The organism is Candidatus Uabimicrobium amorphum (assembly GCF_009002475.1).
In the GTDB taxonomy this organism is placed as follows: domain Bacteria; phylum Planctomycetota; class Uabimicrobiia; order Uabimicrobiales; family Uabimicrobiaceae; genus Uabimicrobium; species Uabimicrobium amorphum.
In genome coordinates this window covers 8,837,644-8,862,783 of the sequence record NZ_AP019860.1, presented here as the reverse complement: position 1 = coordinate 8,862,783, position 25,140 = coordinate 8,837,644, and the positions used below count along the sequence as shown (strand labels likewise).

Below are 25,140 nucleotides of genomic sequence, written 5' to 3'. Positions count from 1 at the left end.
TGAAAGGTTTGGATATGGCTCTAATTGGTAACTATGTCATTTATATTGTAATGGCATGCGCAATGGCAGGAGCTATTGCTTCGATTTTTAACGATGAGGATGGTTTAGGTAAAGAATTTAAGGAAGGTATTTACTCGATTGGGTATATCTTTTTACCGGTTGCGGGTATTATGGCTTCGATACCCTATTTATCTTATTTTATTAAGATTATATTTGGCCCTGTCTTTACATGGGTGGGGGCCGATCCTTCCATTGCAGCGACTACTTTTATCGCGGTAGATATGGGAGGATATCAACTCGCCGAAGCACTTGCCGCCACCAAAGAGAGTTGGATTATGGCAATGACCATCGGTTACATGGCGGGTGCAACGATCGTTTTTTCGATACCTGTTGGCTTGGCGATGATCGAGAAAAAAGATCACAAATACATGGCTCTAGGTGTTATGGCCGGCATTTTGAGTGTCCCTATCGGTGTTTTGACTTCTTGTTCACTGTTAGCTATTACCTCTCCCACGATCAATGCTCAGGCGAACACGACAGATCCTTACCAGTTGGCGCTTACTTTTTCGACCATTGTTGCAAATTTAATTCCACTTATTGTGATTGTCATTTCGATTGCTGTGGGTTTACGTTTCTTACCCGATGTAATGATTCGCGGTTTTTTGTGGTTTGGACGTATTATGAACGCTTGTATCACCATGGTCTTGGTATGTTCCATTGTCGAATATTTTACGTATGATAAGGTCATGACGGGAGGCGGAGTGTTTGCGTATATCTTTGGTAGCTGGGGATTTGATCCTATTATCGCTGACAAAGAAGACCAATTTCGAGCTTTAGAAATAGCTGGTTACATCGGTATTATGCTTTCTGGTGCCTTTCCGATGGTCTATCTAATTCAAAAATATCTCAAAAAGCCAATGGAATCTTTTGGACAAAAAATTGGAATTGAAAGTGCTGGTGCTGCGGGAATTTTAGCGGCAATTGCCAATATCTTGGCGATGTTTCGCCTTGTGAAAGACATGTCTCCCAAAGACAAGGTACTCAATATTGCTTTTGCAGTTTGCGCAGCGTTTATGTTCGGTGATCATTTGGCGTTTACCGCTAATTTTCAACCCAATTTAATCTTCGCGATCTTATCGGGGAAGCTTGTGGGGGGAGTATGCGGTTTTATTCTTGCTTATTGGTTATCGGTTCCCAAAGCGCTCGAATTAGAAAAAGCAGAAAATGAAGGAGTGAGCAATGATTGAAAAGATTATTAAAGAAATTCCGCATTGGAAGGGCACGAAGTTACCTATACGTCGTTGTCAGGTGGTATTACCAACTTGAATTATAAAGTAGACGTGGGTAACGAATCTTTTGTGGTATGTGTAAGTGGAGCGAAAACTTCGTTGTTGGGTATTGACAGAGAAAGGGAACATGCCATTAACAAAGCCGTTGCGGCGTTGGGCATTGCACCCGAGGTGATTCACTCCACCGATGAAGGGCATCTTGTGACGCGTTTTATCGAAGGTTCATCACTATCAGAAGAGGATGTACGGCAACACAAAAACATCACGCGCATTGCGAGCACTATACGTGAATTCCATTCGATTTCTGATATGCCATGGCAATTTTGTGCGTTTAATGTCGTGAAAAATTATACTAAGGTGGCCGAAGATCACGACGCGACATTTCCCGAAGAATTTCCATGGTTACTCGAACAAATGGAAAAAATTGAACAAGTACTCAATCAAAAGAAGAGGCGATTTTGTCTGTGTCACAATGATTTACTTAGTGGTAACTTTATCGACGATGGTAAGATTCGTGTAATTGATTGGGAATACGCAGGAATAGGCGATCCGTTTTTTGATATGGCAAACTTTTCGTCGAATCACTGCTTTGAGGAAGAGCACGACCAAGTGTTGCTGCGTAACTATCTCGAACGAGAAATCACTGAGGCCGATGTCGCACATCATAACTTGATGAAAATTATGTCGGACTTTCGCGAAGCAATGTGGGCACAGGTACAGACGCAAATTTCTGATTTAGAGGAAGACTTTCCCGAATATGCACAGAAGCATTTCCAGAAAACATCCTCGCGCATTAAACACTCGGATTTTAATGAGTATTTAAAAGCGCTCATTTGACGAATTTAGAGTAAGCAACGTAAGAGAAGAGGATCGTTTGCGGATTGGTGCCCTCACCATCGAATTTAAGGTTTTAGCTTCGCTAAAAGCTCTCGTTTTAAGCAACGTAATAGAAGAATATCGTTTGCGGATTGGTGCCCTCACCATCGAATTTAAGGTTTTAGCTTCGCTAAAAGCCTTAATCCTCATGCCTCTCCCACAGGGAGAGGCGTAACACGTCTGAATTTGTTCTCATTGTTTTACTTTGTTGCAGTCAAAGATACATCAAAATGGCAGTTTAATCGTTTTTACAAAGGGAATACCGATATAAACTTTTGTGGTTTGTTGTAGCTCCAATGTTTTTGGGGTGGTTTTTTGGCTATCCCATTTTTCGTAATAGATACGCTTGACAGTATTAAAACGCTTATGCTCTGCTGGTTTGGTGTTCCAGATACCACGTTGCAGATTGATCACCGTGTCTTTTGAGACATCCTCGTAGGTCATCCATTCATTGTTTACCAGCATGTAACGTAGATTTCCCGCCATTCCTTGCGTATTGGTGAGAAAAGCGGTGGTGTCACTTTCCAAAATGTCACTGAGTAGCTCTTTGGGCTCTCCATTTTGTAGTACGACCGTTACATTCATTTTTAACGGCTTGGCGTGTTTTTGTGGATTTCCGGTGCGAAATAAGAAAAAATCAGTGATGCGTCTTTTGGTGGAATCCCAAACAAGGCTAGGACCACCTTTCTGTTTTCTGCGTGGTAATTTTTGTGGATTCCACGTAAATGTGGTGTTTGCCCAACATTTTATTTCGACATTTAATATTTCAGAAGCTAAAAGGTGACACTTTTCTTGTATTTGCGCCGCGGAGTCGATATTCTTATCGTTAAAAAACGATTCCTTGCCACCAATGGGAGCTTGAATACCACGGTATAATCCCATTAAGCCATTTTCTTGTGGAACAAAACAGTAGATAACCTCCGCCAATCCTCCGGGAGCAAGAAGTTTTTTGTCCTTGTCGGCTTTAAGATTATAGTGTTGTAGCTCTTTTGACTTTGTCGTTCCTGCATAACGAAGTACGGGGTGTATGTTTTCTTGTGAAATTTTGCGAAGGAAACGCAATCGTTGTTTACCATTCTTGTCATAGTCTAGTAGTAGGCCAGTGATTGTCATGGATTCTGGTAAATACATTGCGTTCAAATCTTCACTGATAATATCCATAATATTGCGCGAGGTTTCGAGTATTTCGCGGCGTTGTTCTGTTGTCCGCCATACATTGACAGACTGTGACAATACATTCACTAACATCAGAGTGAAAACGGTTAGCAATGCCACTGCCATCATTAACTCAACTAATGTAAACGCACGAATTGGTTTGTTTCGCATTTTATCCACCATCTTAATTGAAATTTATGGGTAGTTATTTACAATACCAACTGTGTTTTGTTGGATTGCTAAAATGTGTATTATAAACTATTATAAGTATGTTACGGTAGAAAATCCACACTGTGAGGTAGCTACACAAAAAAAATTCGCCAAATGATAACATTTTAGAGGTCGCAATGAGTAAAAAAGTAAAATTGAAATCGCTACAGTCTATTGAAAACAATACTTATTACGATGGATGTGCCTTTTTCTTAGATAAAAAAGAGAAGTACAAAATTGAAGGATGCGTTTTTCAACAATGTAGTTTCCGTACAGATGTCATTTTTTGTGACATAAAACAATGTGAGTTCATTGATTGTAGTTTTTCAAACAGCGTTTGTTATGATCCGAAACGAGTGCGTTTAATACCGCATTACGTTTGCGAAGGAAATTGGTAAACTTGCTCGTCTGTCAAATTTAAATTTGGGATCTTGTAAACTACCCAAAGAGATTGGAGATCTAAAGTCTCTTACAGAGTTGAGCTTACCTTACACAAAAATAACCGAGTTACCCAAAGAAATTGGTAAACTTAGAGGCCTTAAAAAACTAAATCTAATCTGCGCAAAAATTACAAAGTTACCCAGAGAAATCGAGAATCTTACTTCTCTTAAGACGTTGAATTTACATGGTGTTGAAATAGAAGAATTGCCAAACTGTGTTTGTCGCTTATATGGTCTTGAAGAATTAATTTTATCAAAAACAAAATTAACGAAGCTACCTAAGGAAATTGCGCAATTAAAGTCCCTAAAAAAATTAGATTTATCGCAAACAGGTATAACCTTGACACAAGGTGTAGATGAATTACCTTGTTTAGAAACTCTAATATTGCCTAGCGGTTTTCGTGCCACTGAAAGAGATAGGTGAAATAAAATCATTGATAAAATTCGATATGTCTATGCTACCACTAATGATGGAAAAATAATTTGTAATGCAACATGCTAGGGCATAAAATACAAATGAAAACAACAACAAAAGAACTATGAGGAATTTTGGGAATGGAAAACAAATATTTAGTCCTGGCGTATTACAAATATGTTGATGTAGAAAACCCCCATCGTGAGGTAATGGTACACAAGAAGTTTTTTAAAAATCGCGATGCCTTGGGGCGTATTTATATTTCCGAGGAGGGAATCAATGGTCAGATTAGCGCTAGCGAAGAGGTGGCAAACTCGTACATGAAGTGGATGGCAAATCGCAAGATGTTTCACGATGTTGAGTTTAAAATCCACGAACATCCACAACACACTTTTCACAAAATGACTGTCAAATACCGCAAAGAACTCGTGGCATTAAAATACAAAGTCGATTTACAACAAGGTGGCGAGCATGTTTCTCCACAAAAATGGCGGGAAATGATCGAAAGTGGTGAGTATGTTCTTCTGGATGTACGCAATGACTATGAGTGGGAAATTGGCCACTTTGAAAGCGCCGAAAAACCTGATTGTCGCTATTTTCGTGACTTTCCCAAGTATGCCGATCAATTTAAGGAAAAATACGATCCTGAGGAATCGAAAATAATGATGTGTTGTACCGGAGGTATTCGCTGCGAGACTTTTTCTGCTCTTTTAAAAGAAAATGGCTACAAGCAGGTATACCAGCTCGATGGCGGCATGATCAAGTACGGACTAGAAGAAGGGACCAAACATTGGAAGGGCAAACTATTTGTTTTTGACGAGCGCCTATCGGTTCCTATTGACAATAAAACCGAACTTCCTGCGATTAGCCATTGTTATATATGCAAAGAGCCTGCGGATATGTATTACAACTGTGCTGATGTAGAGTGTGACCGTTTATTTTTAGGTTGCGATAGGTGCCGTGAGGAACTACAAGGGTTTTGCTCTGAGCAGTGTTTACAGAAAGTACAAGAGAAGAATTCCGTTTCCTAATTTTTGATAAAAGCGATTTCTTGCTGTGGATGTGCTATGTACAAGCAGTTGTGTAGTAAAGAGGATATTATTTTTCCAGGTGAATTTTGTAAAGAAAACTACCTTCCTTCGCCGACTCTGGTGTAACTGACGGCACAGTGAGGCAACCACTCTTTTATTTGCCTTTTTTGTTGTGCGGATATACGACAGTTGCAGAATTCTATACGCTTCAAGGAGGTTAACTGTTGTATCTCTTCGCAAATTTTTACAGCATAATTTTGATAGATCTTTAAATGCGTTAGATGAGTTAGCTTGGCGATGTACTTTCCTATGGCGCGAATGTCACTACCCGAGAAGGATAGGTGAGTTAGAGATTGTAATTGCGAGATTTCCTTGGGTATTTCCGATATGGGCATGTTTAGAGATAAATGTGTCAGAGAGTTTAGCTGGCAGACTACAGTGGGAAATGAGGTACAATTCTGAGAAGACAAGGTGAGTTTTTGCAAAGACGTTAGCATCGCAAATTCTTGTGGAACTTCTGTGAAGTTACTATGTAAACAACACTGCTGTAGCTGCACTAACTTGCCTATTTCCCGTGGTATACCTGCACAAACAACTTCCATACTATTTGGGAATGCTTGCATCGGGATTGATTGTCGCGAATTATATTTTGTTGTAAAAATTGTTAGATGTGTCAATGAAACCAGGTTGCCTATTTCTTTGGGTATGAGGTGTACGCAATGCTCTAATTTTAAGTGTTGAAGAGACGTTAATTTTCCTATTTGTTTAGGAAATCGCAACTCTGTTGCTTGATGAATCGCCAAATGTTGTAGAGAGGTCATTTGCCCGATTGTGTTGCATACATTTGTTACCTCACCATTTTCAATGACAAAGCGATGTAGTGGTAAATGGGTAAAATCTTGTGAAAGTTCGCATTTTACAGAGTTTAAATGCACTTCGCGAAGAGAAGGCAGATCAGTAAATGCTTCGAGGAAGTTGTGAATATTTGCATAGCAAATAACGTTTAAGTGAGTTAAAGAGGTATGAATGCCAGAGCTTTTGAAAAAGTCACTGTTCATGTTTTGTTTTGTTCGCTCTTCATGCCTTGAACCAAATGGGAGAAATGACAGAGGTTGTAAAAAGCCTTGTATATGTACAGATTTTAAAGACGGTAGTCCATGGAGTTTTTCTGGAAATGCATGAGGACGTACATGGACATTGCAATTTTGATCGAAGTGACAGTCCTCAAAGGTACAGGCATCCAAAAAATCAAAAGTCACATTAGAGGAAAAGCGGCAACCGCAAAATTTTGTATTGGTAATGCTGTACGCTTTTTTTTCATCAAGGTGAAAAGTGCACTGAATGTATTCACGGTCGCTTTTTATATTGCGTAGAGTCCTATTTTTTATGGGTTTTGTCATGATTATTTACGCTTTCTGACTTATGGCTCGTAAGATTATTTTACGGGAAGGCTTCCGGTAATAACATAGTCTAAAATTTGTACGATTTGTTCGGGTTTTTCGGCAACAGCTAGGGCGGCGGCATCGACTTCTTTGAGAGCATGGCGATGTTCTGGTGCATGTAAAATGATCAGCGATTTTCCCAAAGCCGCAGCATAGCCTGCGTCAAAAGCAGCGTTCCATTGTTTGTATTTATCACCGAATCTCACGACGACAATGTCGGCATCTCGCATTAGAGTTCTAGTGCGTATGGCATTCACTTTTCCCCCTTTGTGGTCAAACCAAAATGGCTTGTCTTCGTTACCTAAGATCGTGGCTCCGCAATTATCGGAATTCTCGTGGTTGGTCACGGGATGGGTAAAATGTACAGGTAGATTTTTGGCTTTGGTCATCGATTCAATTTGTTCACGCCAGTCCGTATGAATTTCACCGGATAAATATACTTGCCAAACTTTGCTCATGACAAAATCTCCTTTGGTTTTTGGGGTTATGTATGAATTTTTATTGTAAATAAAAGACGGCGAAATGGCAACAGGAGAAAAAAATGTAAGTGTTGCGAGATGTTACCTAAAGGGCAGGATTTTTTGGTGGCACGGTTTATGAATACAGCGTAGTATATAAAAACACCTAATTTCGGATACATTTTGTTTTATTGGGGACGACTATGATTTTTACTGCGGATTTACACATTCACTCGCGATTTTCCCGTGCGACTAGCAAGCAGCTTACTTTTCCGAATTTATATCGGTGGGGGCAGCTTAAAGGACTTAATTTAATTGGCACAGGGGATTTTACTCATCCCGCATGGTTTGCAGAGATCGAAGAATATTTGGAACCTTTTGCCGATACAGGTCTTTTTAAACTCAAAAGAGAATATGCAGAAAAAATAGACCGCGAAATACCCAGTGCTTGCCGCCAAGACGTTTACTTTATGCTGACAGTAGAGATCAGCAATATTTACAAAAAAAATGGTCGCACGCGCAAATTGCATCATGTGGTTTGTGCCCCAGATATGGAAACTGTAAAGCGCATTCAATTCGAGTTGGGTAAGATTGGTAATTTAGCGTCGGATGGGCGACCTATTTTAGGTTTAGATTCGCGCGATATGCTGGAAATTTTGTTGAATATTTCCCCGGAAGCATATTTGATTCCTGCGCATATTTGGACTCCCTGGTTTTCGTTATTCGGATCTAAATCGGGTTTTGATCATATCGAAGAGTGTTTTGAGGATTTGACACCGCATATCTTTGCTGCGGAAACGGGACTGTCGTCTGACCCGGAAATGAATTGGCGCTGTTCACAACTAGATGGCATTACCATGATTTCGAATTCTGATGCGCACTCTCCATCGAAATTGGCGCGCGAAGCGAATATTTTTAATACGCAAATGGATTATCGTGCTATTTTTGAGGCGCTGAAAACCGGAGATAAAAATGCATTTTTGGGTACAATTGAATTTTATCCCGAAGAAGGTAAGTATCATCTCGATGGCCACCGAAAATGCAATGTTTGCCTTGAACCAGAAGAAACGATCAACAATAAAGGATTGTGTCCGGTGTGTAAAAAACCCGTCACCGTGGGGGTGATGCACCGCGTCAATGAGTTGGCCGATCGCAAACTCGGATTTCAGCCACCGCGTTCTTTTCCTTCGGAATCGTTAGTTGGTCTAGAGACCGCTCTATCGCAAATACTTGGCTACGGACCGACTAGTAAAAAAGTACAAGGGCAGTATCACAAAATGATGCACAATTATGGTTGTGAACTAGAAATACTGCGCAGTGTAGAAATTGAAAAGATTCGCAAGGATATGCCACTCATTGCGGAGGGAATTCGTCGCGTGCGTACCGGCGAGTTGCATATCGAATCGGGATATGACGGAGAATTTGGCAAAATTTGCCTTTTTCGACCGGGAGAAGCGAAAAATTTTACATTACAACCGAGTTTTTTAGTCGCGTGGGGAGAAGAGCCGCAGGCAGAAAAATTAGCGCGCCAAGAGTTTAAAGATGTAAAAAATGACAATAAAAATGAACAGGAAACTACACCGTCTTTAGGTGGATTAACGGCACAACAAAAAGAAGCTGTAGAGCACAGTGGGAAGCCTCTCATTATTGTCGCCGGGCCAGGAACAGGGAAGACAAAGACCTTAACCTCTCGCGTTTGTCATCTTATCAACAACGGTGTGGACCCTCAGAAAGTTCTCGCGGTTACTTTTACCAATAAAGCGGCAAATGATTTGGAACGTAGATTGCATGATACTCTTGGGGAAGAGGTCGGGTGTGAAGTTTTTGTGGCGACTTTCCATCGCTTTGGACTCTCCATCTTGCGTAGGCATAGCGATAAAATAGGCCTGAAGCGCGTAAAGGTTTGTACGCGTGCGGAGGTTTTACCGTACCTGCGTTTGCATTTTCCCGAACTCTCCAGTAAAGAAATTATCGCTCGTTTAAATGTCATCTCACAGTGCAAATCGAAGTTAGAAGATGTAAATTTTGCTAGTGAGGATCAGGACTTTTATCACGAATATTGTCGTATTTTGCAAACAATACAAGCGGTGGATGTCGATGATTTGATATACCTTTCCGTGAAAATTCTACAGGAAAATCCTGAAATACAAACACAATATCAACAACAATTTACCACGATTCTCATTGACGAATACCAAGACATTAACAAGTCACAGTACGCATTATTTCGATTGTTGTTAGGGCCGCACAGCGATGTTTGCGTAATTGGTGATCCTGACCAAGCAATTTACGGCTTTCGTGGAGCAGATGTCGGTTATTTTTTACAGTTTAACGAAGATTTTCCCGATGCCAAGACGATTTTTCTCAACGATAACTTTCGTTGTCCACAACCGATAATTCATTGCGCACAACAAATTATTGCTGCGAATAAAAGTCATGTTAAGCGCAAAATGAGTGCACGCAAACAACAACTACATAGTGGAATTGCGTACTACGAGTGCCCTAGTGATAAATCCGAAGCAGAGTTTGTTGTTCATACGGTGGAGAAAATGATCGGTGGCACAAGCCATTTTTCTATTGACAGTAGTCGTGTGGAGGGGGATATTCCAGAGTTACAACTCGACTTCAGTCATTTCGCAGTTTTATTTCGCAGTCGCCAACAATTGAAAAAGCTAGAAGAGGCTTTCGAACGTTCGGGAATTCCCTATCGTGTTGTGGGACAAGAATCGGTGCTTAGCGACGCGAAAATACGTCTTGTGACCGCGTGGTTATCACTCATTAAAAATTCGCAGCAATTGTCTTTGTGGTATCAAGTTTTGTCTGCTCTCCCTGGGATTGGGAAAAATTCCCTTGTTACTTTATATCAAAATTCATCAGGCCAAGATTTGATGGAGGCGCTGGAGCAAAATATAAAATCTTTGAAGAACGAAACCCTGAGCATTATCAAAGACTTTTATGAATTTACCACAAAAATAAAAGCGCGGTCGGTGCATAAAAAAATACAAAAACTATGGGATCACAAAGAGTATGGCGGTTATTTTCGTCCAGAAGAAGAAGCGACGTGTTCGTATCTATTGCAGATGGCAAGTACCTACACAAACAATGATGACTTTATTAACGATATATCTTTGACAAATCACGAAGATATGTATCCTGGCGGAAAAGTACGTCTAATGACATTACATGCCGCAAAAGGTCTTGAGTTTCCAGTGGTATTTGTATGTGGATGTGAAGAAAGCTTAATTCCATATACCTTGAAAGACACAGATATAGAGGAAGAACGCCGGTTGTTATATGTTGGTATGACGCGCGCGGAAAATTTTCTGTATTTGACCGGGAGCAAAAGTCGTCTGTTAAACGGACAGACAAAGGAAATGCAGTCGAGCCGTTTTCTTAACACTGTGAAGGATGACATATACAAAAAACTAGAGTTTAAAGAGAGAAAAAACAAAAAGTCCGACCAGATGACTTTGTTTGACTTTTAGTGCATGTCACGCCCTAATAAATTTTAGGGAATAATTGACATTTTGTAGTGGTCGTCTATAAATGATTACTAAATATTCATACATTTTGTTAAAATGTGATTTTTAATATTTTAATGGAATTCACTTAGTTACTTCACCTTTAAGGAAGTTATTATGGACGATATATTAAAAGGTAACTACAAAGTCAAAAAGAGCATAAACGAAGCGGAAACAAAAGATCCCAGTTTAGATGTAAAGGAAGAGTTCAAGAACAAAGCATTAGCTTCTTTAGGAGGAAGTATGGTGTATGTTGAACGAGATAAGCTAAACTGGGATGGTGATGATGAGTAATATCTCTGCTGAATTTAAAGATTTGGTGAAAAAAATACCGCAAATAGGTATTGATTATCACCTAAAATCTTTGTGTGAAAAAGCTGTGATCAATCTTCCTCTAATTAAAAAAAGTTTGAAGGATATTTCTTTACCGGAGGAAAAAAAAGCCGAATCTGCGATTGTGATTAGTGCTGGGCCAAGTGTTCATAACACAAATGCCATTCAAAAAATTGTAGATTCTGGATACCAGGGAACCATTATTGCCATTGATGGAACATATGTCCGCTGTTTAAAAGCAGGTTTAAAACCCGACTATATCATCACTCTAGATCCGCACCCCACGCGTGTGGTGCGTTGGTTTGGAGACCCTGACTTTGAAAAAAACTCAGAGAATGATGATTATTTCGCGCGGCAAGATCTGGATGTTGACTTTCGTAAAAATTCCATAAAACACAACAATGAAAACATTGAACTTGTTAATAAATTTAGTGCGGGAGCGAAAGTAATTATTGCATCATGTATCTCCGAGACTGTTGCAAATCGTCTTGTCGAAGCAAATTTTGACGGGTACTGGTTCAATCCAATGGTTGATAATCCTACCAACCCAGAGAGTATTACACGCAAAATGTGGAATATCAATAAACTCCCGTGTATGAATACTGGTGGAACTGTGGGAACCGCGGCATGGGTTTTTGCAGCGACTCGTCTAAAAATACCTCATATAGCCGTTGTTGGTATGGACTTTGGCTACCCCGAAAGTACTCCTATCGAAAAAACCCAAACTTACTACGAACTTATCAATCATCTTGGTTCTAAGGAAAATATAAAGTCGTACTTTGCCGCAAGTACATTTCCTCTTACCGGAGAGAAATACTATACCGACCCGACGTACTATTGGTATAAGCAGAATTTTATTGATTTGCTGCGTAAAGTAGACGATGTCGTAACATACAATTGTTCTGGGGCCGGAACTTTGATCGAAGAGGAAGTGGAGTGCATGGATTTGAATAATTTTTTAGGAATGCATAAGGAGGAACATTGTGGTTAAAATTTTAATGATTAACCCCGTGGTAAGAGAGGAAGACGATCCTAAACACATTCCGTATGGAATGGCTTTATTAGCTCAAATTGCCATAGATAAGGGACATCAGGTTCAATTTTATGATGAAAATGCCTGGAGAAAAGGTCCAGAGGTAAAGAAACAAGTTTTATGCGCCGATGATTGGGAAGTGGTTGCCATTGGAGGTTTGATCACGACATACAAATCGGTAAAAGAGACCCTTAAGATGGCGCGAAAGTTGTGCCCACAAGCTAAGATTGTTGCTGGCGGAGGATTTTTTACCTCTATGCCTCTGGACATGATGGAGTGGCTTCCAGAGATTGATTTAGGTGTTGTCGGAGAGGGATTTGTTACGTGGCCAGTGGTTTTAGAAAAAATTGCGAACAATGATTTGGATTTCAGCGAGACATTGGGAGTGTGTTACCGTAATGAAGAAGGTAAAGGCGTTCTAAATTTCGTTCGGCCCAATATAGCCGATATGGATGTCCTTCCTTATCCTGCATGGGATTTACTTCCTGTCGAAGAGGTCTATTTCAAAAATTCGCAGTTGCTATTTAGCGAAGATACGTTCAAACTCAAAAAACGCATGGATATCAATGGTAGTTTGGGGTGCAGTCTTGTATGTAAATACTGCTGGCACTTGGGAACAACGGGCGATATGATTGTGGAAGCCAATGAAGATGGTGTGAATGATGTTCGCTTTACATACGGACGGAATATTCGCTATCATAGTCCAGAATATATCGTAAAAATGGTAAAAACTCTTGTCGACAAATACGAAGTGGATTTTGTTTCTTTTATTGACGAGAATTTGTTAACGATGCATGTCGCAAGTCGTCGCACATGGTTGTATGATCTCTGCAATTTATGGATCGAAGAGGGGTTGCAACCACTAGAACGACGTGACCCAAACAAACCTTACAATGCTTATAAGGGCGGAAGAGGTGTATTTTGGGCCGGAACATCTCATGCCGGTCTAGTGGATGATGACGTTTTAAAAGCCATGTATAGTGCGGGTTGTTCTTATCTGGTGTATGGGTTAGAGTCGTTTGATCCAAAAATCTTGAAAAACTTGGGCAAAGGTTCCAGCCAAAAAGCAAACTTGAATAGTGTAGGAAGAACATTAAAATCCGGCATTATACCGATACCTAACATTATTATTGGCTTTCCAGAAGAAAGCTTTGAGAGTATTGAAATTACTATCAAGTGTATGGAAAAGCTCGGCATTCACGCCAAACCTCACTTCGCCACACCATATCCTGGTTCTGAATGGTACAATGTTTACAAAGACTCGATTCTCGAACAATACGATGGAGATCTTGAAGCGTTTGTCTCCGAATTGGGAGATGCGACGAAAATTACAGCGACAATTTCTCATAAATTCTCCAGTGTTCAACTCCTCGGTCTTCAGGAAATCGTTGCGAAGAAGGATTTGAGATTATTGCAATTGGCAAAAAAACATTGGGCAAATTGTGATGAACACATCACACCTCTCGCCGTACCAAAAGAGTCTTTCAACATGATTAGTAAAAAAGTACAGGCTCCTATCGAAAAGACCACTCAATCGATTTAGTAAAGTAAAAATATGTATAACAACAAAAACATTTTGGCTATTATTCCCGCCAGAGCAGGGAGTAAAAGAGTTCCCAATAAAAATATCAAAGACTTGGCAGGTAAACCCTTGATTGGCTGGACCATAGAAGCAGCAACAAAGTCCAGATACATAGACAATGTGGTTGTTTCCACAGATAGCGAAAAAGCGATTGAGGTGGCCAAATCATACGATATAGAGGTTCCTTTTGTCCGCCCTGCACACCTTGCAACCGACGCTGCGAGTAGCATGGATGTTATTACTCATGCCTTAGAGTTTTTACAAAAGGCATCTTCCTCCACATATGAATATATTATGCTCTTACAACCTACTTCGCCTCTTCGAGACCATATGGACATTGACAATGCCATTGAGTTTTGTTTTGAGAAAAACGCAGAGGCCGTTATTTCTGTTTGCGAAATGGAGCATTCTCCACTGTGGAGCAACACCTTACCCGAAGACAACAGTATGGAAAATTTTATTAGCAAAGAAGTTAGTCACAAAAGAAGCCAAGAACTACCTACTTACTATCGATTGAATGGAGCCATTTATCTAGCGAAAACGGAGAAGTTTTTGCTAGATAAAACCTTCTTTCTCGAAAAGAACATTTTTGCGTACGTCATGCCAAATGAAAAGTCTGTAGATATAGACAATGAAATAGACATGTATCTAGCGCAAAGTTTGATTTTATCGAAAAAGAAGCAGCAAGAATCTTAGTTAACTTTGTAGTGCTTGGTTACTGCACCGAGCACTACAACTCCTTATCTCACACCGATTAAAAATATTCCCATTCCATATAATCACCTCTACTACTTACCACTTTTTAGTTGGTTGGCTCTTTGCAAATGATACCATCCACATTGTGTTTTGTGTCATGAGCTTTATAGACAATACCCATGCCACCTCTACCAAGTTCCTTTTCGATTCGATACCTACCAAACATCTTTCCGTTTAACGCCGGTGTTGAGCTGTTATTTTCAGTTTCGTCGTTGAATTGGTTCATGATGGTGACTCGCAACACAAAGTAAATGTAAAGAGGTAAATGCAAGAGCTAGCGGTTTGAGGGCGTATCATCGTTAGATGATCGCCCTGGTTTACCAATGTTTATTTTGTATCTTCGACGCGTATAATGAGCTTACCTTTGTTTTCTCCGGTGAAAAGCTTTTTCAAGTGTTCCAAGGCATTTTCCAAACCATCGTAAACGTCTTGGCGTACCTTTATTTTTCCTTCTGCCATCCACTTGCCCAACTCAGCGGCAGCTTCGGGGAAACGCGGAGCAAAATCGGTGACAATAAAGCCCTCGATACGTAGGCGTTGCATCAGCATCATTGCGTAGTTGTATGGCCCTGGTACTGGTTCCGTTTCATTGTATCCAGAGATCAGTCCACATGTTGGTATGCGTCCACGTAGGTTCATTTGTTTTAAACAAGCGTCTAAGATATTTCCGCCTACGTTGTCAAAGTAGACATCGATACCGTTTGGGCAGTTTTTCTTCAAGGCTTCTGCGACATCTTCTGTTTTGTAATTGATCGCAGCGTCAAACCCTAGGTCTTTGGTAATCCATGTACATTTTTCTTCGCTTCCGGCGATACCAACAGCGCGACAACCTTTGATTTTGGCTATTTGTCCTACGATAGAACCCACAGCACCCGCGGCTCCTGAAACAACGACTGTTTCGCCTTCTTGTGGTTTTCCGATGTCTAGAAGGCCAAAGTAAGCGGTTGGCCCAACAAGAGCAAAAGTACCGAAAGCATCAACAACGGGAAGTGGACCGGTGTCTCCTAACTTATTGAGCATCGCCGGATCACCAATTTGGTAGTCTGCCCAGACGCCTAGCCCACTGACGATGTCTCCTGCCGCAAAGCCTTCGTGTTTGGACTCTGTGACCGTTCCACATATCAATCCACGCATCGGTGCATTGAGTTCTACCGGTGGCATGTACTGGTCCATATCACTCATCCAAATGCGGTTTGTGGGGTCCAGAGATAGGTAGTTGAGGCGCACTAATAATTGTCCGTCGTTTATTGTCGGAATTGGTTCTTCTTCGAAACTTAAGACATCATTGGTTAATTCACCAACAGGGCGCTTGCGCAAACGCCATACGCGGTTTACGTTGGACATTTTGTCTCCTTGTATTAATGAGTTGTTTATTTGGTGTACAGCGGTAATACGATTAATTTTCTCTATGGAGAAATTCTTGTAGCATGGTGATGAATGCGTTTACATCTACGGTACAGCCACGTCCTAAGTTGGCGTTGGTCATACCTTCTTCATCAATGGTCACTGTGCGTAGTGTTGTCAATCCATCGGGTGACTGGCCAAGAATAAAGTAACGCATTTTCTGAGAGGATTTTTCTTCGATAATGGCGGAAAAATAAGGTGCCAGAACTTGACGTTGGCGACCAGCAATCATGTCTTCTATGGAAATATCTGTGTCTACGGGAGGTGGTGTTGGATAGGTAATGATGTGATAGTTGTAATTGTCAAACTCTCCGGAATTTACCTTCAAGGCGTTCATCGCTTCTGGTGTGGGTTCTTCCTCTTTTTGAAGACAAACGATCGTATAGAAGAACATCGCTCCTATTCTTCCCATCGAAAGCTCAGCAATGACTTTCTCTTTTTCGTTGTAGACATAGCCTGGAAGAAGATAGTAAGCCATTTCATAGCAATTTTGCGGTACGGAAACTTCAGACATATTATTTTACTTTCTGTACAGAGAAAGAGTTTTTTTATCTAAAGAGAATTAGATAAAACCACGGCTTTTACACCGTGGTTTCTTGTATTTTTAAGACAACGGATGGAGAATAATACCCGAGCGTAGTTTGGGCTCAAACCACGTTGACTTTGGAGGCATTACTTCTCCAGCGTCGGCAATGTTAATCAGTGACAATATATCGACAGGATAGAGAGTAAAAGCAACTCCGTCGTTGTTTTTACTGACTCTTTCTTCCAATGCTTTTGCTCCGCGAATTCCTCCGACAAAGTCTATTCGTTTATCCTTGCGCGGGTTACCGATTCCTAGCATGGGACTCAAGACATATTCTTGGAGAATATATACGTCGAGCGATTTTACGGGATCATTCTCTTCGACAATAGAATCTTTGCATTCTAGCAAATACCATTTCTGCTGCACATACATGCAAAATTGGTGTTTTTGTTGTGGAACGGGATTGTCTGTGGGCGATATCGTGAAAATTTCGCCTAGTTTTTCAAGTAGTTCTTCGCCGGACAAGCCATTTAGATCTTTTACCACGCGATTGTATGACAAAATTTGCATTTGGTTGTCAGGAAAAATGACGGTTAAGAAAAAGTTATAAGGTTCGCCACCAAAATGCAATGGATTTGCTTGCTGGCGCTTTTCGCGAACACGTGTTGCGGCGGCGGAACGATGGTGTCCGTCGGCAACGTAGAGTTTGTCTATTTGCGAAAAGAGAGTTGTGAGTTTGTTTATTTTTGCGGCATCGTCCACAATCCAAAACGTGTGTTTTATACCATCGTCTGCGGTAAAATCGTATACCGGAGATTCTTTACATACTTCGCCAATGAGTGTGTCAATGGCTTCGTTGTGATGATATGTTAAAAATACAGGTCCGGTGTTACAGTTGAGCGAGTCGATGTGACGCGTACGATCTATTTCTTTTTCTTCACGTGTAAACTCATGCTTTTTGATTTTATCGTCGACATAGTCTTGTACGGAGGCACCAGCCACTAATCCGGTTTGTATGTGTTCTCCCATTTGTTGTCGGTATACGTAGAAGCACGCGCTATCATCTTTTATCATGTTTCCTTCCGACACTAAATTGCGTAGGTTTTTTTTGCCGGTTTCGTAAACACTGTCGTCGTAAATATCGACTTGAGGGTCAAGGTCTACTTCTGGTTTGATAACTTTTAAAAAACTATGAGGGTTTTGTGCAACGATGTCTCTTGCTTCCTCTGAGGATATAACGTCGTAGGGGACACTCGAAACTTTTGCCACTAAATCGGCTTTAGGGCGCACCCCTTTAAACGGAACAACATTTACCATGAACAACACAACCTTTCTGGAAAGAAAAATTTACTTTTGAAAAATGGGTAAATAGCGATTGGGAAGTTGTAAAATAATAACCGCCAAGGCTGTTGGGCAGTTGTAACCTGTATTGTCTTCCCAAGCACCACTTCCTTGTTGTACGCGTACTAATTCATTTCTTACTTGGCGATACCACCTACTCCAATACGGTTCTCCTGCAATAAACATAGCTTGTGCAGCGTAATAGTGACCGTAAAAATAAAAATAGTGATGCGATGGAGGATGTGGTTCGTGTGCCGGAGGATTCATTAAATAGTTAAGGCCTTTTCGCAGAAGATAATCTTCATAAACTCCTGCACCATACATTGAAGTAATTCCCGCAGCTGTTACCGCAAAAGTAACACGTGATTGGCGAATAGGAAGGTCTTGGTATTTAAACCCCCCTGAATATGTATCTGCGCTACGGCGAATGTAGGCCAATGCACGGTCAATGGTATTTTTGGAAACTTTTAAACCTACATTGCGTGCAGATCTTAGTGCCTGTACCTGACACACCGTAACTGACATATCGGCGTCCATGGCGATGGGCATATAGCGCCATCCACCTTGCGCGTTTTGGCATTTGGTGATTAAATCAATAGAACTCTGTAATTTTTCGCGAACGATAGGATCTTGTGTTGTACCGTATACTTGTGCTAGAAACAACGTGGCAAATGCATGACTGTACATACGCGTGCCGTATTTGCTAATATAACCAGTATGTGGGTGAACACATGAGAGTACAAAGTCTAAACCTTTGCGTACATTTTCTCCATAACGTCCTCTACCTGGTAAGTTCCCCGCAGACATAAATGCCAAGCAGGCCAAAGAGGTTACACCTACGTGAGGAGACTCTTCGTTATCGACGCGATAACTGGTATTTAACTTGTAGCCCACATCGTTTAACCATGCCCCTGTTTTGGGGTCTTGTTTTTTTGCCAAATAGTTTAAGCCTCGCTCTACAGCATTTACAGTTCCAGGAGTAAGTAAGTTACTCGTGAATGTTTCTACATAACAAAGCTGAATGGCTATAAAAAATAATGAGAGACCAAATATTTTTTTCATGCTGCTATCTTCCTATTATCCAGATGTTGCGATCTTTCAGTAGCCAAATTTCATTATTTACAATTTGTAGACTGGCGGACTCACGACCACGATCACCATTGTTTAACTCGAATTTTTTCAGCAATTTTCCGTTACTTTTATCGATAACAGTGAAGTTGGATTCGTAACCAACAGACCAACGATTTGTTAGACATAGTACGTATTTTTGCGTGATTTCTATTTCCGGTATTTCGTTACTGCGGCGGATAGGTAACTGCCACATTAACGTATTGCTATCTGTGTCCACACACGATAGCGTATAACCAGTGATTTTATCTTCGTACACAAAATAAAAGTTGCTGAAGTCAAAAAGTGCTTTTTGTATATAGTTGCGATTGTTTTTGTTTAGTTTCCATTTTTGTCCGCCGGAAACGATATCGGTAAGCACAAGACTGTCGCGTGTTGCCCAAGAAATGTACTGGTCGTTTCCTTTTATACTCGCGAGTTCAATGTCTGTTTCTTTTACTTCCCAAATTCTTTTAAGTGTTGGCAAGGAATAACATTCTATTGACTTGCGACGTTTTACTACGGCTAAAAAGTTGTTGTTGAGTAGCACAGGATAAAAATATAGAGTTTCGTGTATACGGCGGTCGGTAAAAACTTTGACTCTTTTACCCGTTTTTACATCAATGACAAACATTTGTGCTGGGCGAACAAAGCTGGCGAAAAAGTAGTCTTTGCTCACCAAGGTTTCTGGTAACCATTCTACGGTGACAGGAGACTCTATTGTTTGTTCCCAACGCACGTTTCCTGAACGAAAATCCCTTGCACTGATAACGCAACGTAGCCGATCACCGCTCACCGTATAAATCGTATTGTTTGCCACATGTAAATTGGTGAGTCTTGTTGTGTTCACCTGCCAAACAACTTTTCCATTTTCAGGAGTTACCAGGTAAACACTGCTGTCATTCCACACCACCATTTTGTCTTCGATAAATTCCACCCCGCGTATGGGCCATCCCAATTGGGATTGCCAAACAATGCGATATGTTTTTGCATCATAGCATTGTAGCATCATACCTTTTGGGGTATCTACGGAGATAAATATTAAATTTCTAAACTTATTTTTTCTGGGGCCTTTTGCCTGGATAAACCGATGAGAACGATTGTTTACCTTGAGGCGAATTTCTCTTTTTATAAAATTGTTGAAGTTGATATCCACGGATGGCATGGGGTTTTTATTGATACCATTGTACATTTCGTTTTTCAAACGCTTATCAACAAAACCTTGTATCGCGATCGATTTTTCGTCAATTTCTATCGTAATACCGGCAAATTTTTTGCGCATGTTGTGTAATACCGAAAAAGCAGCAACAAATTGCTCTTTCTTTTCGTAACAATAAACCAACCAGTAGTAGGCTTGGGCTAGCTCTTTGGTACTTTTACGGTATTTTTTTATATGGTTGTTGAGATGTATGATTGCGCGGTCAAAAAGACTTTTGTCGAGTAAATTTTTGACAATTTCGATAGATGCTTGCGGTGCCAAGGTACTGTTGGGGTATTTTGTAAAAATACTCCAATAGGCTGCGTTGTGTCCTTGGGCATATAACTCTTTTGCTTTTACCTCATATTCCGCGTAGATTTTGCGACCAAGCATCTCAATGAGTTGTTTAATTTTTGCGTAGCCGTAATCGTTGCAAAAACTTCCTTCGTATTTTTCCGTGTGGTATTGTAAAATGAGCTTTTGATACTCACTTACGGCTTTAGGATACTTGCGAAGTTGGGTATAGTATTCTGCTGCGGTTACCGTAACATAAAGTTCGACAAGAGTTTTCTTATACGAAATATTAAAGCGCTCTCTTCCATATTTTTCTTTGAGTTCTTGTAATGTTTCGAAAGCTTTTTGTTGTTCATTTTTGTTTTTGTAGTGATTAAATAACTTCAAATACAGAGGGATGGTGATGTATTTGTCATCGGTAAATTTAATAATTTTTTTGTAGTATTCAAAAACCCTATCATCTTTGTATTTTTCTAAATATTCGGCTATTTTGCGATAAACGCCCAGTAGCTTTTCGTTTATTTCTCTTGTCCAGTATAACTTTTCGCGACCCTGCTCATTTTCGGCCAGTTTTTGCGCTTGTAGGTAGTACTTTTCTGCTTTAATTAAGTAGTCGCGCTTGTTCTCGGAATATTGTTGGTATAGATCGGCAAGTTTAATATAAAGCATGGTGTCTTTAGGGTTTTGACGTATCTTATTTTCGTACATGCCAATCATTTTTTTGAAGTCGAAATATGCACAAATGCGCGTTTCTGAGACGGTAGCAACTAAACCATTTGCTGCGACAAGATGACCAGGAGAACTCAGACGCGGCCATGAAGTTTTTTGTACCGTTTGTGCTTTGAGATCAACGGTATACAGGTAAAAAAGACCAGGACAATATAGTTTATTACTAACTATGGAACCAAAGCCCACTACTTTGTCGCGTAGGATCGAAAAGTATTTTTTGGTTTTTCCGGTTTTCCCATCGAGAAGTGTTACATTGTTTTGCCCACCGACAATCAAGTTGCCGTCATACATACCCAGCACGTATCTATGTTGGTGACTACGTGGTATTCGCCATATGCGCTTACCATTCCATGCATCTAGGCAATATAGGAAGTTGGCATCCAGTGGTGCAACGTAAATATATTTCCCCCATGTCACAATCGGAGATAAGTACCAACCAATATCGCGGTATATTGTATGAAATAATGCTCTCGTTGGTTTACGAACTGGTATACGGTCGTAGATATGTACCCAAGATAGACGACCGTTTTCGGGATCGAGACAGGCAACACCCCCTAAGTTTGTTAGGTAGTATATCTTTCCATTCGATATGGCAATTCTTCCACCAACTGCTTCGCGTACGGGTCTACCAAACAAGTTTAGCTCTTGGTGCGCAGAACCGACTAGCTTACTCCACAATGTCTTTCCTGTTTCGGGGTCTATGGCCAAAATATAGCTGTTGAATAGACCTTCTATTTCTGTTGCGGCGACAATAAGTTTGTTTTGCCATACAACAGGTGGGCCCATAAAACTAATCTTACTTTCAAATTCGTCTTTTTTATCCCCTTCTTTGACAATCCACATAACGCGTCCGGTACGGGCATCTAGTTTTACCAATCTTCTTTCCGCGAGTATTTTGCGTATTAGGTATATTTGCCAATACTGCTTTTTTTGATCGGTATGTCCTTCCACATTTGCGTACACGGCTCCGTCGTGATAGGAGATGGAGTGTATGGATTGTTCGTGCCAGTCACTTCTTATCTTTGGTATGAGTCCTTCATACTTCCATTTCAATTTTAGTGACGGTAGTTCGTAGGCAAAAACCGATTTGCTGTTGTTGATAAACAGCATGTTGTCGGCAATAATCGGGTAGTACTGAACCGGACCATGTTTTTGTCTATTTTGTTCATTGATATAGTATGAGGAGTCTTTTTCACGTGGTGCGATGTTCAACATAATACTTTTGGGCATTTTTAATGTGGGAAAAGTCATGTTTTGTTGCTGGAAATTACGTTGAACATTTCCCCCTACTAGTCGCCAATCGTTGTCTTTGACAGTTCGTGAACCTTTTTTCTTGAGTTTTTTGTATAGATCTCTTGTGTACTTCCCTATACTCGTTTTCTTGTCTCCTATCATAATCTCATTGTTTAGAGAATATTTTTTGATGGTATCTAAAATATCTTTTAAGCCTAAAACGTTATCGGTAGCATAATAGCAAAAAGCCAGACGGGCAAGTATGGGAGGATTTTGCGATGTTTCTTTCGCGATATAGTTTAAATACATAAAAATATAGCGAATGGCTTCTTGGTATTTTTCTTCGATAATGTATTCGTCGCATACCCGAATAAGAGATTCCGTACCGATACGTGTGAATAGGAAGTTGTCGATTAAAAATTTTTTATCTTTGGTTTTTGCAAGTGCTTCTGCCTTTGCCGAAACCATATTGCGGTATAAGTCGAGTGCCTGTGGTGAAAACTGTCGTATGTTTTCACGTACAATATCCTGTACATTGCGATAAAGATTTTTTTCATACTCTACAAGGATATCTTTTTTATTCGAGGAGGCTTCGTTGTGTGCAGCCATAATTTTTTGGTATTTTTCCGCTGCTTTTTCCCAATTTTTTGCCTGTGTCGCTTCTTTTGCTTCTCCCATCATTTTTTGTATTTGCTCGATATCTCCATTCGCGGGAACAAGAAATTCTCTTTGAGCGTTTACAAAACTCAAGCTAAAGCTAAAAAGTAAAAAGGCAATAATATTTTTTGTATTTATTGTAGGCATAAGAAATTCCTGTAGAAAATAGGCTTCGTGGATATTTATTGTTACCAAACAAACAATATTCTTGACAAGAGCATATAACTCAAATATAAGGTGTATCTTTATACAATTTGTCTGGTATCCTTGTCCTGTATGAAAATTATAGTGCAACAAAGCGCATTATTCAATAAATTTCCACACGTAGACATTGGTGATTCCAATGTCGGCAAATTTTTCCAACATAGGCAAATCGAACGTTCGCTAGTATAATAGACTTTCACGCACACACCTTATTCAATAAAAATTTGTTATCGTGTAAAGACACTCAGAAAACATTGCATTTTTTTGTCATACACGTTATTATATGCTAAAAATTTGTCTACTATCGGCAAGAAAACAGAATTGCCCATAAATCAATATTTTTCATACTACATTAATATTACGTATAATGCTTAGTTTACGATTGTTTTGAGGTATAAAAAAATGCAACTAACGGTAAGTGATGTTTCTATTTCGGGATATGAATTTGCACAAAAAGTACCCAGCAAAACCCTAGACTTACCATGCAAAGAGGACATAGATGTTTCGGGAAAAGCAATGCGAAGTGGCAATGATGTTTTCATCAAAGCAAATGTGGTATGTACGCTTTGTGAAGAATGCCATCGTTGTCTGAGTACCTTTGATTTAGAGATTGACGCGCATATGGATTTGTTCTACCAACCATACAAAAAAAATTCAGAAGAAGAGTTTCAGGATTTAGATGCCGATGAGTTGGGAATCCTTTACTATCGCAATAATGTGATCGATTTAAGCGACGCCATTCGCGATACTATTGTTCTCGAAACACCAATGAAGGTATTGTGTAGCGAAAATTGCAAAGGTTTATGTGTTTCTTGTGGAGCAAACCTAAACGAATCCACATGTAACTGCGACAAAGACAATAAAAAATATAACCCATTCATGGAATTTTTAAATGACAACAAAAAAAATTCTGATCGTAAAACCTAGTGCTCTAGGCGATATAATACATACTATTCCGATCGCAAAAGCCATAAAAGACAAGTATAATGCCGAAATTTCCTGGGTGGTGTCTCGACCTTTCAAAAATCTACTGGAGTACACTCCGGTCGTTGACAAGATTTTTATTTTTGAGCGCAAAAAATGGGGTGGTCTCAGATTCTTTCGATATTTCGGTGAAATAGTGAAGTTTTTACGACAAATCCGCGCAGAAAAATTTGACATGGTTCTCGATTTTCAAGGATTATTGCGCAGTGGAGTCATTACTTTGCTCTCTGGTTGCAAACATCGCGTGGGCTTCAGCAACGCGAGGGAACTCGCACATTTAGGCTATACACAAAAAGTAGAAACTCCTGCAGATGTTGTGCATGCGATAGATCGTTACAAGCTCATCGCGAAAGCGATTGATGTAGATGATTGCAAAATGACGTTTCCTTTAAATATTGAAACGAGTTTACAACAAAAATGGGATACCGCTTTGCCTAATGACTATGCGGTAATTGTACCTGGAGCGCGTTGGTCTTCAAAGCGTTGGCCACCACAATATTTTGCAGAACTCATTAACTTAATGCATGAAAAATACGATATACCCGTTGTTCTTGTTGGTTCGCCAAACGAAAAGCAAATTAGCCAACAAGTCATGGATGGTATCAACGACAAAGAAAAATGTGTGAATACCACAGGCGAAACATCTTTAGTTGAACTTGCTCATATCATTAAACAAGCACGTATTGTCATTACCAATGATTCGGGCCCCATGCACCTTGCTGCGGCGTTAAATACCAAAACAATCGCGTTGTTTGGCCCTACAGATCCTGAAAGAATACGTCCTTACGGACAGCAGCATGTTGTGATGCAAAATAAAGGTGTCTGTAAATGTTACTATCAAAAAACTTGTTCATCTAAATCTAACTTAGAGTGCTTACGCACAATAAAACCAGATCAAATAATTCCTGAGCTAGGATTATAA

22 protein-coding genes are annotated in these 25,140 nt (G+C 40.1%); 13 read left to right on the top strand and 9 right to left on the bottom strand.

The genetic code is table 11. The features are described 5' to 3' along the window. The first annotated feature begins 14 nt into the window (after positions 1-14). From eutH to UABAM_RS33615, 3 genes are read left to right on the top strand one after another with little or no spacing between them, the layout of a single operon-like run. Positions 15-1,247: an ethanolamine utilization protein EutH gene (eutH, locus tag UABAM_RS31170; RefSeq protein WP_152022087.1), complete on the top strand. Its 1,233-nt coding sequence runs from the start codon at positions 15-17 to the stop codon at positions 1,245-1,247. Positions 1,248-1,271: 24 nt separating this feature from the next. Beyond that, positions 1,272-2,126: a choline kinase family protein gene (locus tag UABAM_RS31165; protein ID WP_151971896.1), complete on the top strand. Its 855-nt coding sequence runs from the start codon at positions 1,272-1,274 to the stop codon at positions 2,124-2,126. Positions 2,127-2,163: 37 nt separating this feature from the next. Continuing rightward, the gene (locus tag UABAM_RS33615; RefSeq protein ID WP_173013680.1) at positions 2,164-2,340 is read left to right on the top strand and encodes a hypothetical protein; all 177 of its coding nucleotides are present in this window, start codon (positions 2,164-2,166) and stop codon (positions 2,338-2,340) included. 50 nt (positions 2,341-2,390) lie between these two features. Here the strand turns inward: UABAM_RS33615 and UABAM_RS31160 are convergent, their stop codons facing one another. Next, on the bottom strand, positions 2,391-3,491 hold the full coding sequence (locus UABAM_RS31160; RefSeq protein WP_173013679.1) for a PilW family protein: 1,101 nt from the start codon (positions 3,489-3,491) through the stop codon (positions 2,391-2,393). Between the two features lie 176 nt (positions 3,492-3,667). Between UABAM_RS31160 and UABAM_RS31155 the strand changes: the two genes are divergently transcribed. From UABAM_RS31155 to trhO, 3 genes are all read left to right on the top strand, one after another. After that, positions 3,668-3,928 (top strand): hypothetical protein, encoded by a 261-nt coding sequence (locus UABAM_RS31155; RefSeq protein ID WP_151971894.1) that lies wholly within the window; start codon positions 3,668-3,670, stop codon positions 3,926-3,928. A 25-nt stretch (positions 3,929-3,953) separates the two neighbouring features. Next, positions 3,954-4,394 (top strand): leucine-rich repeat domain-containing protein, encoded by a 441-nt coding sequence (locus UABAM_RS31150; protein ID WP_173013678.1) that lies wholly within the window; start codon positions 3,954-3,956, stop codon positions 4,392-4,394. A gap of 131 nt (positions 4,395-4,525) precedes the next feature. Then, a complete protein-coding gene (gene trhO, locus UABAM_RS31145; RefSeq protein WP_151971892.1) occupies positions 4,526-5,416 on the top strand; it encodes an oxygen-dependent tRNA uridine(34) hydroxylase TrhO in 891 nt (296 codons plus the stop codon). Between the two features lie 98 nt (positions 5,417-5,514). Here the strand turns inward: trhO and UABAM_RS31140 are convergent, their stop codons facing one another. Together UABAM_RS31140 and UABAM_RS31135 are read right to left on the bottom strand one after the other, a co-directional pair. After that, positions 5,515-6,816: a leucine-rich repeat domain-containing protein gene (locus tag UABAM_RS31140; RefSeq protein WP_151971891.1), complete on the bottom strand. Its 1,302-nt coding sequence runs from the start codon at positions 6,814-6,816 to the stop codon at positions 5,515-5,517. A gap of 35 nt (positions 6,817-6,851) precedes the next feature. Next, positions 6,852-7,316 carry a YtoQ family protein gene (locus UABAM_RS31135; RefSeq protein ID WP_151971890.1) on the bottom strand — a complete coding sequence of 155 codons (465 nt, stop codon included), beginning with the start codon at positions 7,314-7,316 and terminating at the stop codon, positions 6,852-6,854. Positions 7,317-7,519: 203 nt separating this feature from the next. On the opposite strand from UABAM_RS31135, the gene UABAM_RS31130 reads away from it, so the two are divergent. From UABAM_RS31130 to UABAM_RS31115, 5 genes are all read left to right on the top strand, one after another. Further along, positions 7,520-10,801 carry a UvrD-helicase domain-containing protein gene (locus UABAM_RS31130; RefSeq protein ID WP_151971889.1) on the top strand — a complete coding sequence of 1,094 codons (3,282 nt, stop codon included), beginning with the start codon at positions 7,520-7,522 and terminating at the stop codon, positions 10,799-10,801. Positions 10,802-10,954: 153 nt separating this feature from the next. Further along, a complete protein-coding gene (locus UABAM_RS33610; protein ID WP_173013677.1) occupies positions 10,955-11,131 on the top strand; it encodes a hypothetical protein in 177 nt (58 codons plus the stop codon). After that, entirely contained in the window at positions 11,121-12,161 is a 1,041-nt protein-coding gene (locus tag UABAM_RS31125) for a 6-hydroxymethylpterin diphosphokinase MptE-like protein (RefSeq protein WP_173013676.1), read from the top strand. The genes UABAM_RS33610 and UABAM_RS31125 overlap by 11 nt, the downstream gene beginning before the upstream one ends. Continuing rightward, entirely contained in the window at positions 12,154-13,746 is a 1,593-nt protein-coding gene (locus UABAM_RS31120; RefSeq protein ID WP_151971887.1) for a B12-binding domain-containing radical SAM protein, read from the top strand. The genes UABAM_RS31125 and UABAM_RS31120 overlap by 8 nt, the downstream gene beginning before the upstream one ends. Positions 13,747-13,758: 12 nt before the next feature. Continuing rightward, complete coding sequence (locus tag UABAM_RS31115) at positions 13,759-14,481, top strand: acylneuraminate cytidylyltransferase family protein (RefSeq protein WP_151971886.1); 723 nt, start codon at positions 13,759-13,761, stop codon at positions 14,479-14,481. A 106-nt stretch (positions 14,482-14,587) separates the two neighbouring features. On the opposite strand, the gene UABAM_RS31110 is transcribed toward UABAM_RS31115, so the two are convergent. The 6 genes from UABAM_RS31110 to UABAM_RS31085 form a co-directional block, all read right to left on the bottom strand. Further along, the gene (locus UABAM_RS31110; protein WP_151971885.1) at positions 14,588-14,767 is read right to left on the bottom strand and encodes a hypothetical protein; all 180 of its coding nucleotides are present in this window, start codon (positions 14,765-14,767) and stop codon (positions 14,588-14,590) included. A 101-nt stretch (positions 14,768-14,868) separates the two neighbouring features. Then, positions 14,869-15,885 (bottom strand): NADP-dependent oxidoreductase, encoded by a 1,017-nt coding sequence (locus tag UABAM_RS31105; protein WP_151971884.1) that lies wholly within the window; start codon positions 15,883-15,885, stop codon positions 14,869-14,871. A gap of 52 nt (positions 15,886-15,937) precedes the next feature. Next, positions 15,938-16,459 (bottom strand): hypothetical protein, encoded by a 522-nt coding sequence (locus UABAM_RS31100; protein ID WP_151971883.1) that lies wholly within the window; start codon positions 16,457-16,459, stop codon positions 15,938-15,940. Between the two features lie 90 nt (positions 16,460-16,549). Then, entirely contained in the window at positions 16,550-17,788 is a 1,239-nt protein-coding gene (locus tag UABAM_RS31095; RefSeq protein WP_151971882.1) for a DUF1015 domain-containing protein, read from the bottom strand. A gap of 30 nt (positions 17,789-17,818) precedes the next feature. Next, positions 17,819-18,874, bottom strand: a complete 1,056-nt coding sequence (locus tag UABAM_RS31090; protein ID WP_151971881.1) for a prenyltransferase/squalene oxidase repeat-containing protein — start codon at positions 18,872-18,874, stop codon at positions 17,819-17,821. Between the two features lie 4 nt (positions 18,875-18,878). Next, positions 18,879-23,177 (bottom strand): outer membrane protein assembly factor BamB family protein, encoded by a 4,299-nt coding sequence (locus UABAM_RS31085; protein WP_151971880.1) that lies wholly within the window; start codon positions 23,175-23,177, stop codon positions 18,879-18,881. A gap of 459 nt (positions 23,178-23,636) precedes the next feature. Between UABAM_RS31085 and UABAM_RS31080 the strand changes: the two genes are divergently transcribed. Further along, the gene (locus UABAM_RS31080) at positions 23,637-24,161 is read left to right on the top strand and encodes a YceD family protein (RefSeq protein WP_151971879.1); all 525 of its coding nucleotides are present in this window, start codon (positions 23,637-23,639) and stop codon (positions 24,159-24,161) included. Continuing rightward, positions 24,127-25,140: a lipopolysaccharide heptosyltransferase II gene (gene waaF, locus UABAM_RS31075; protein ID WP_151971878.1), complete on the top strand. Its 1,014-nt coding sequence runs from the start codon at positions 24,127-24,129 to the stop codon at positions 25,138-25,140. The genes UABAM_RS31080 and waaF overlap by 35 nt, the downstream gene beginning before the upstream one ends.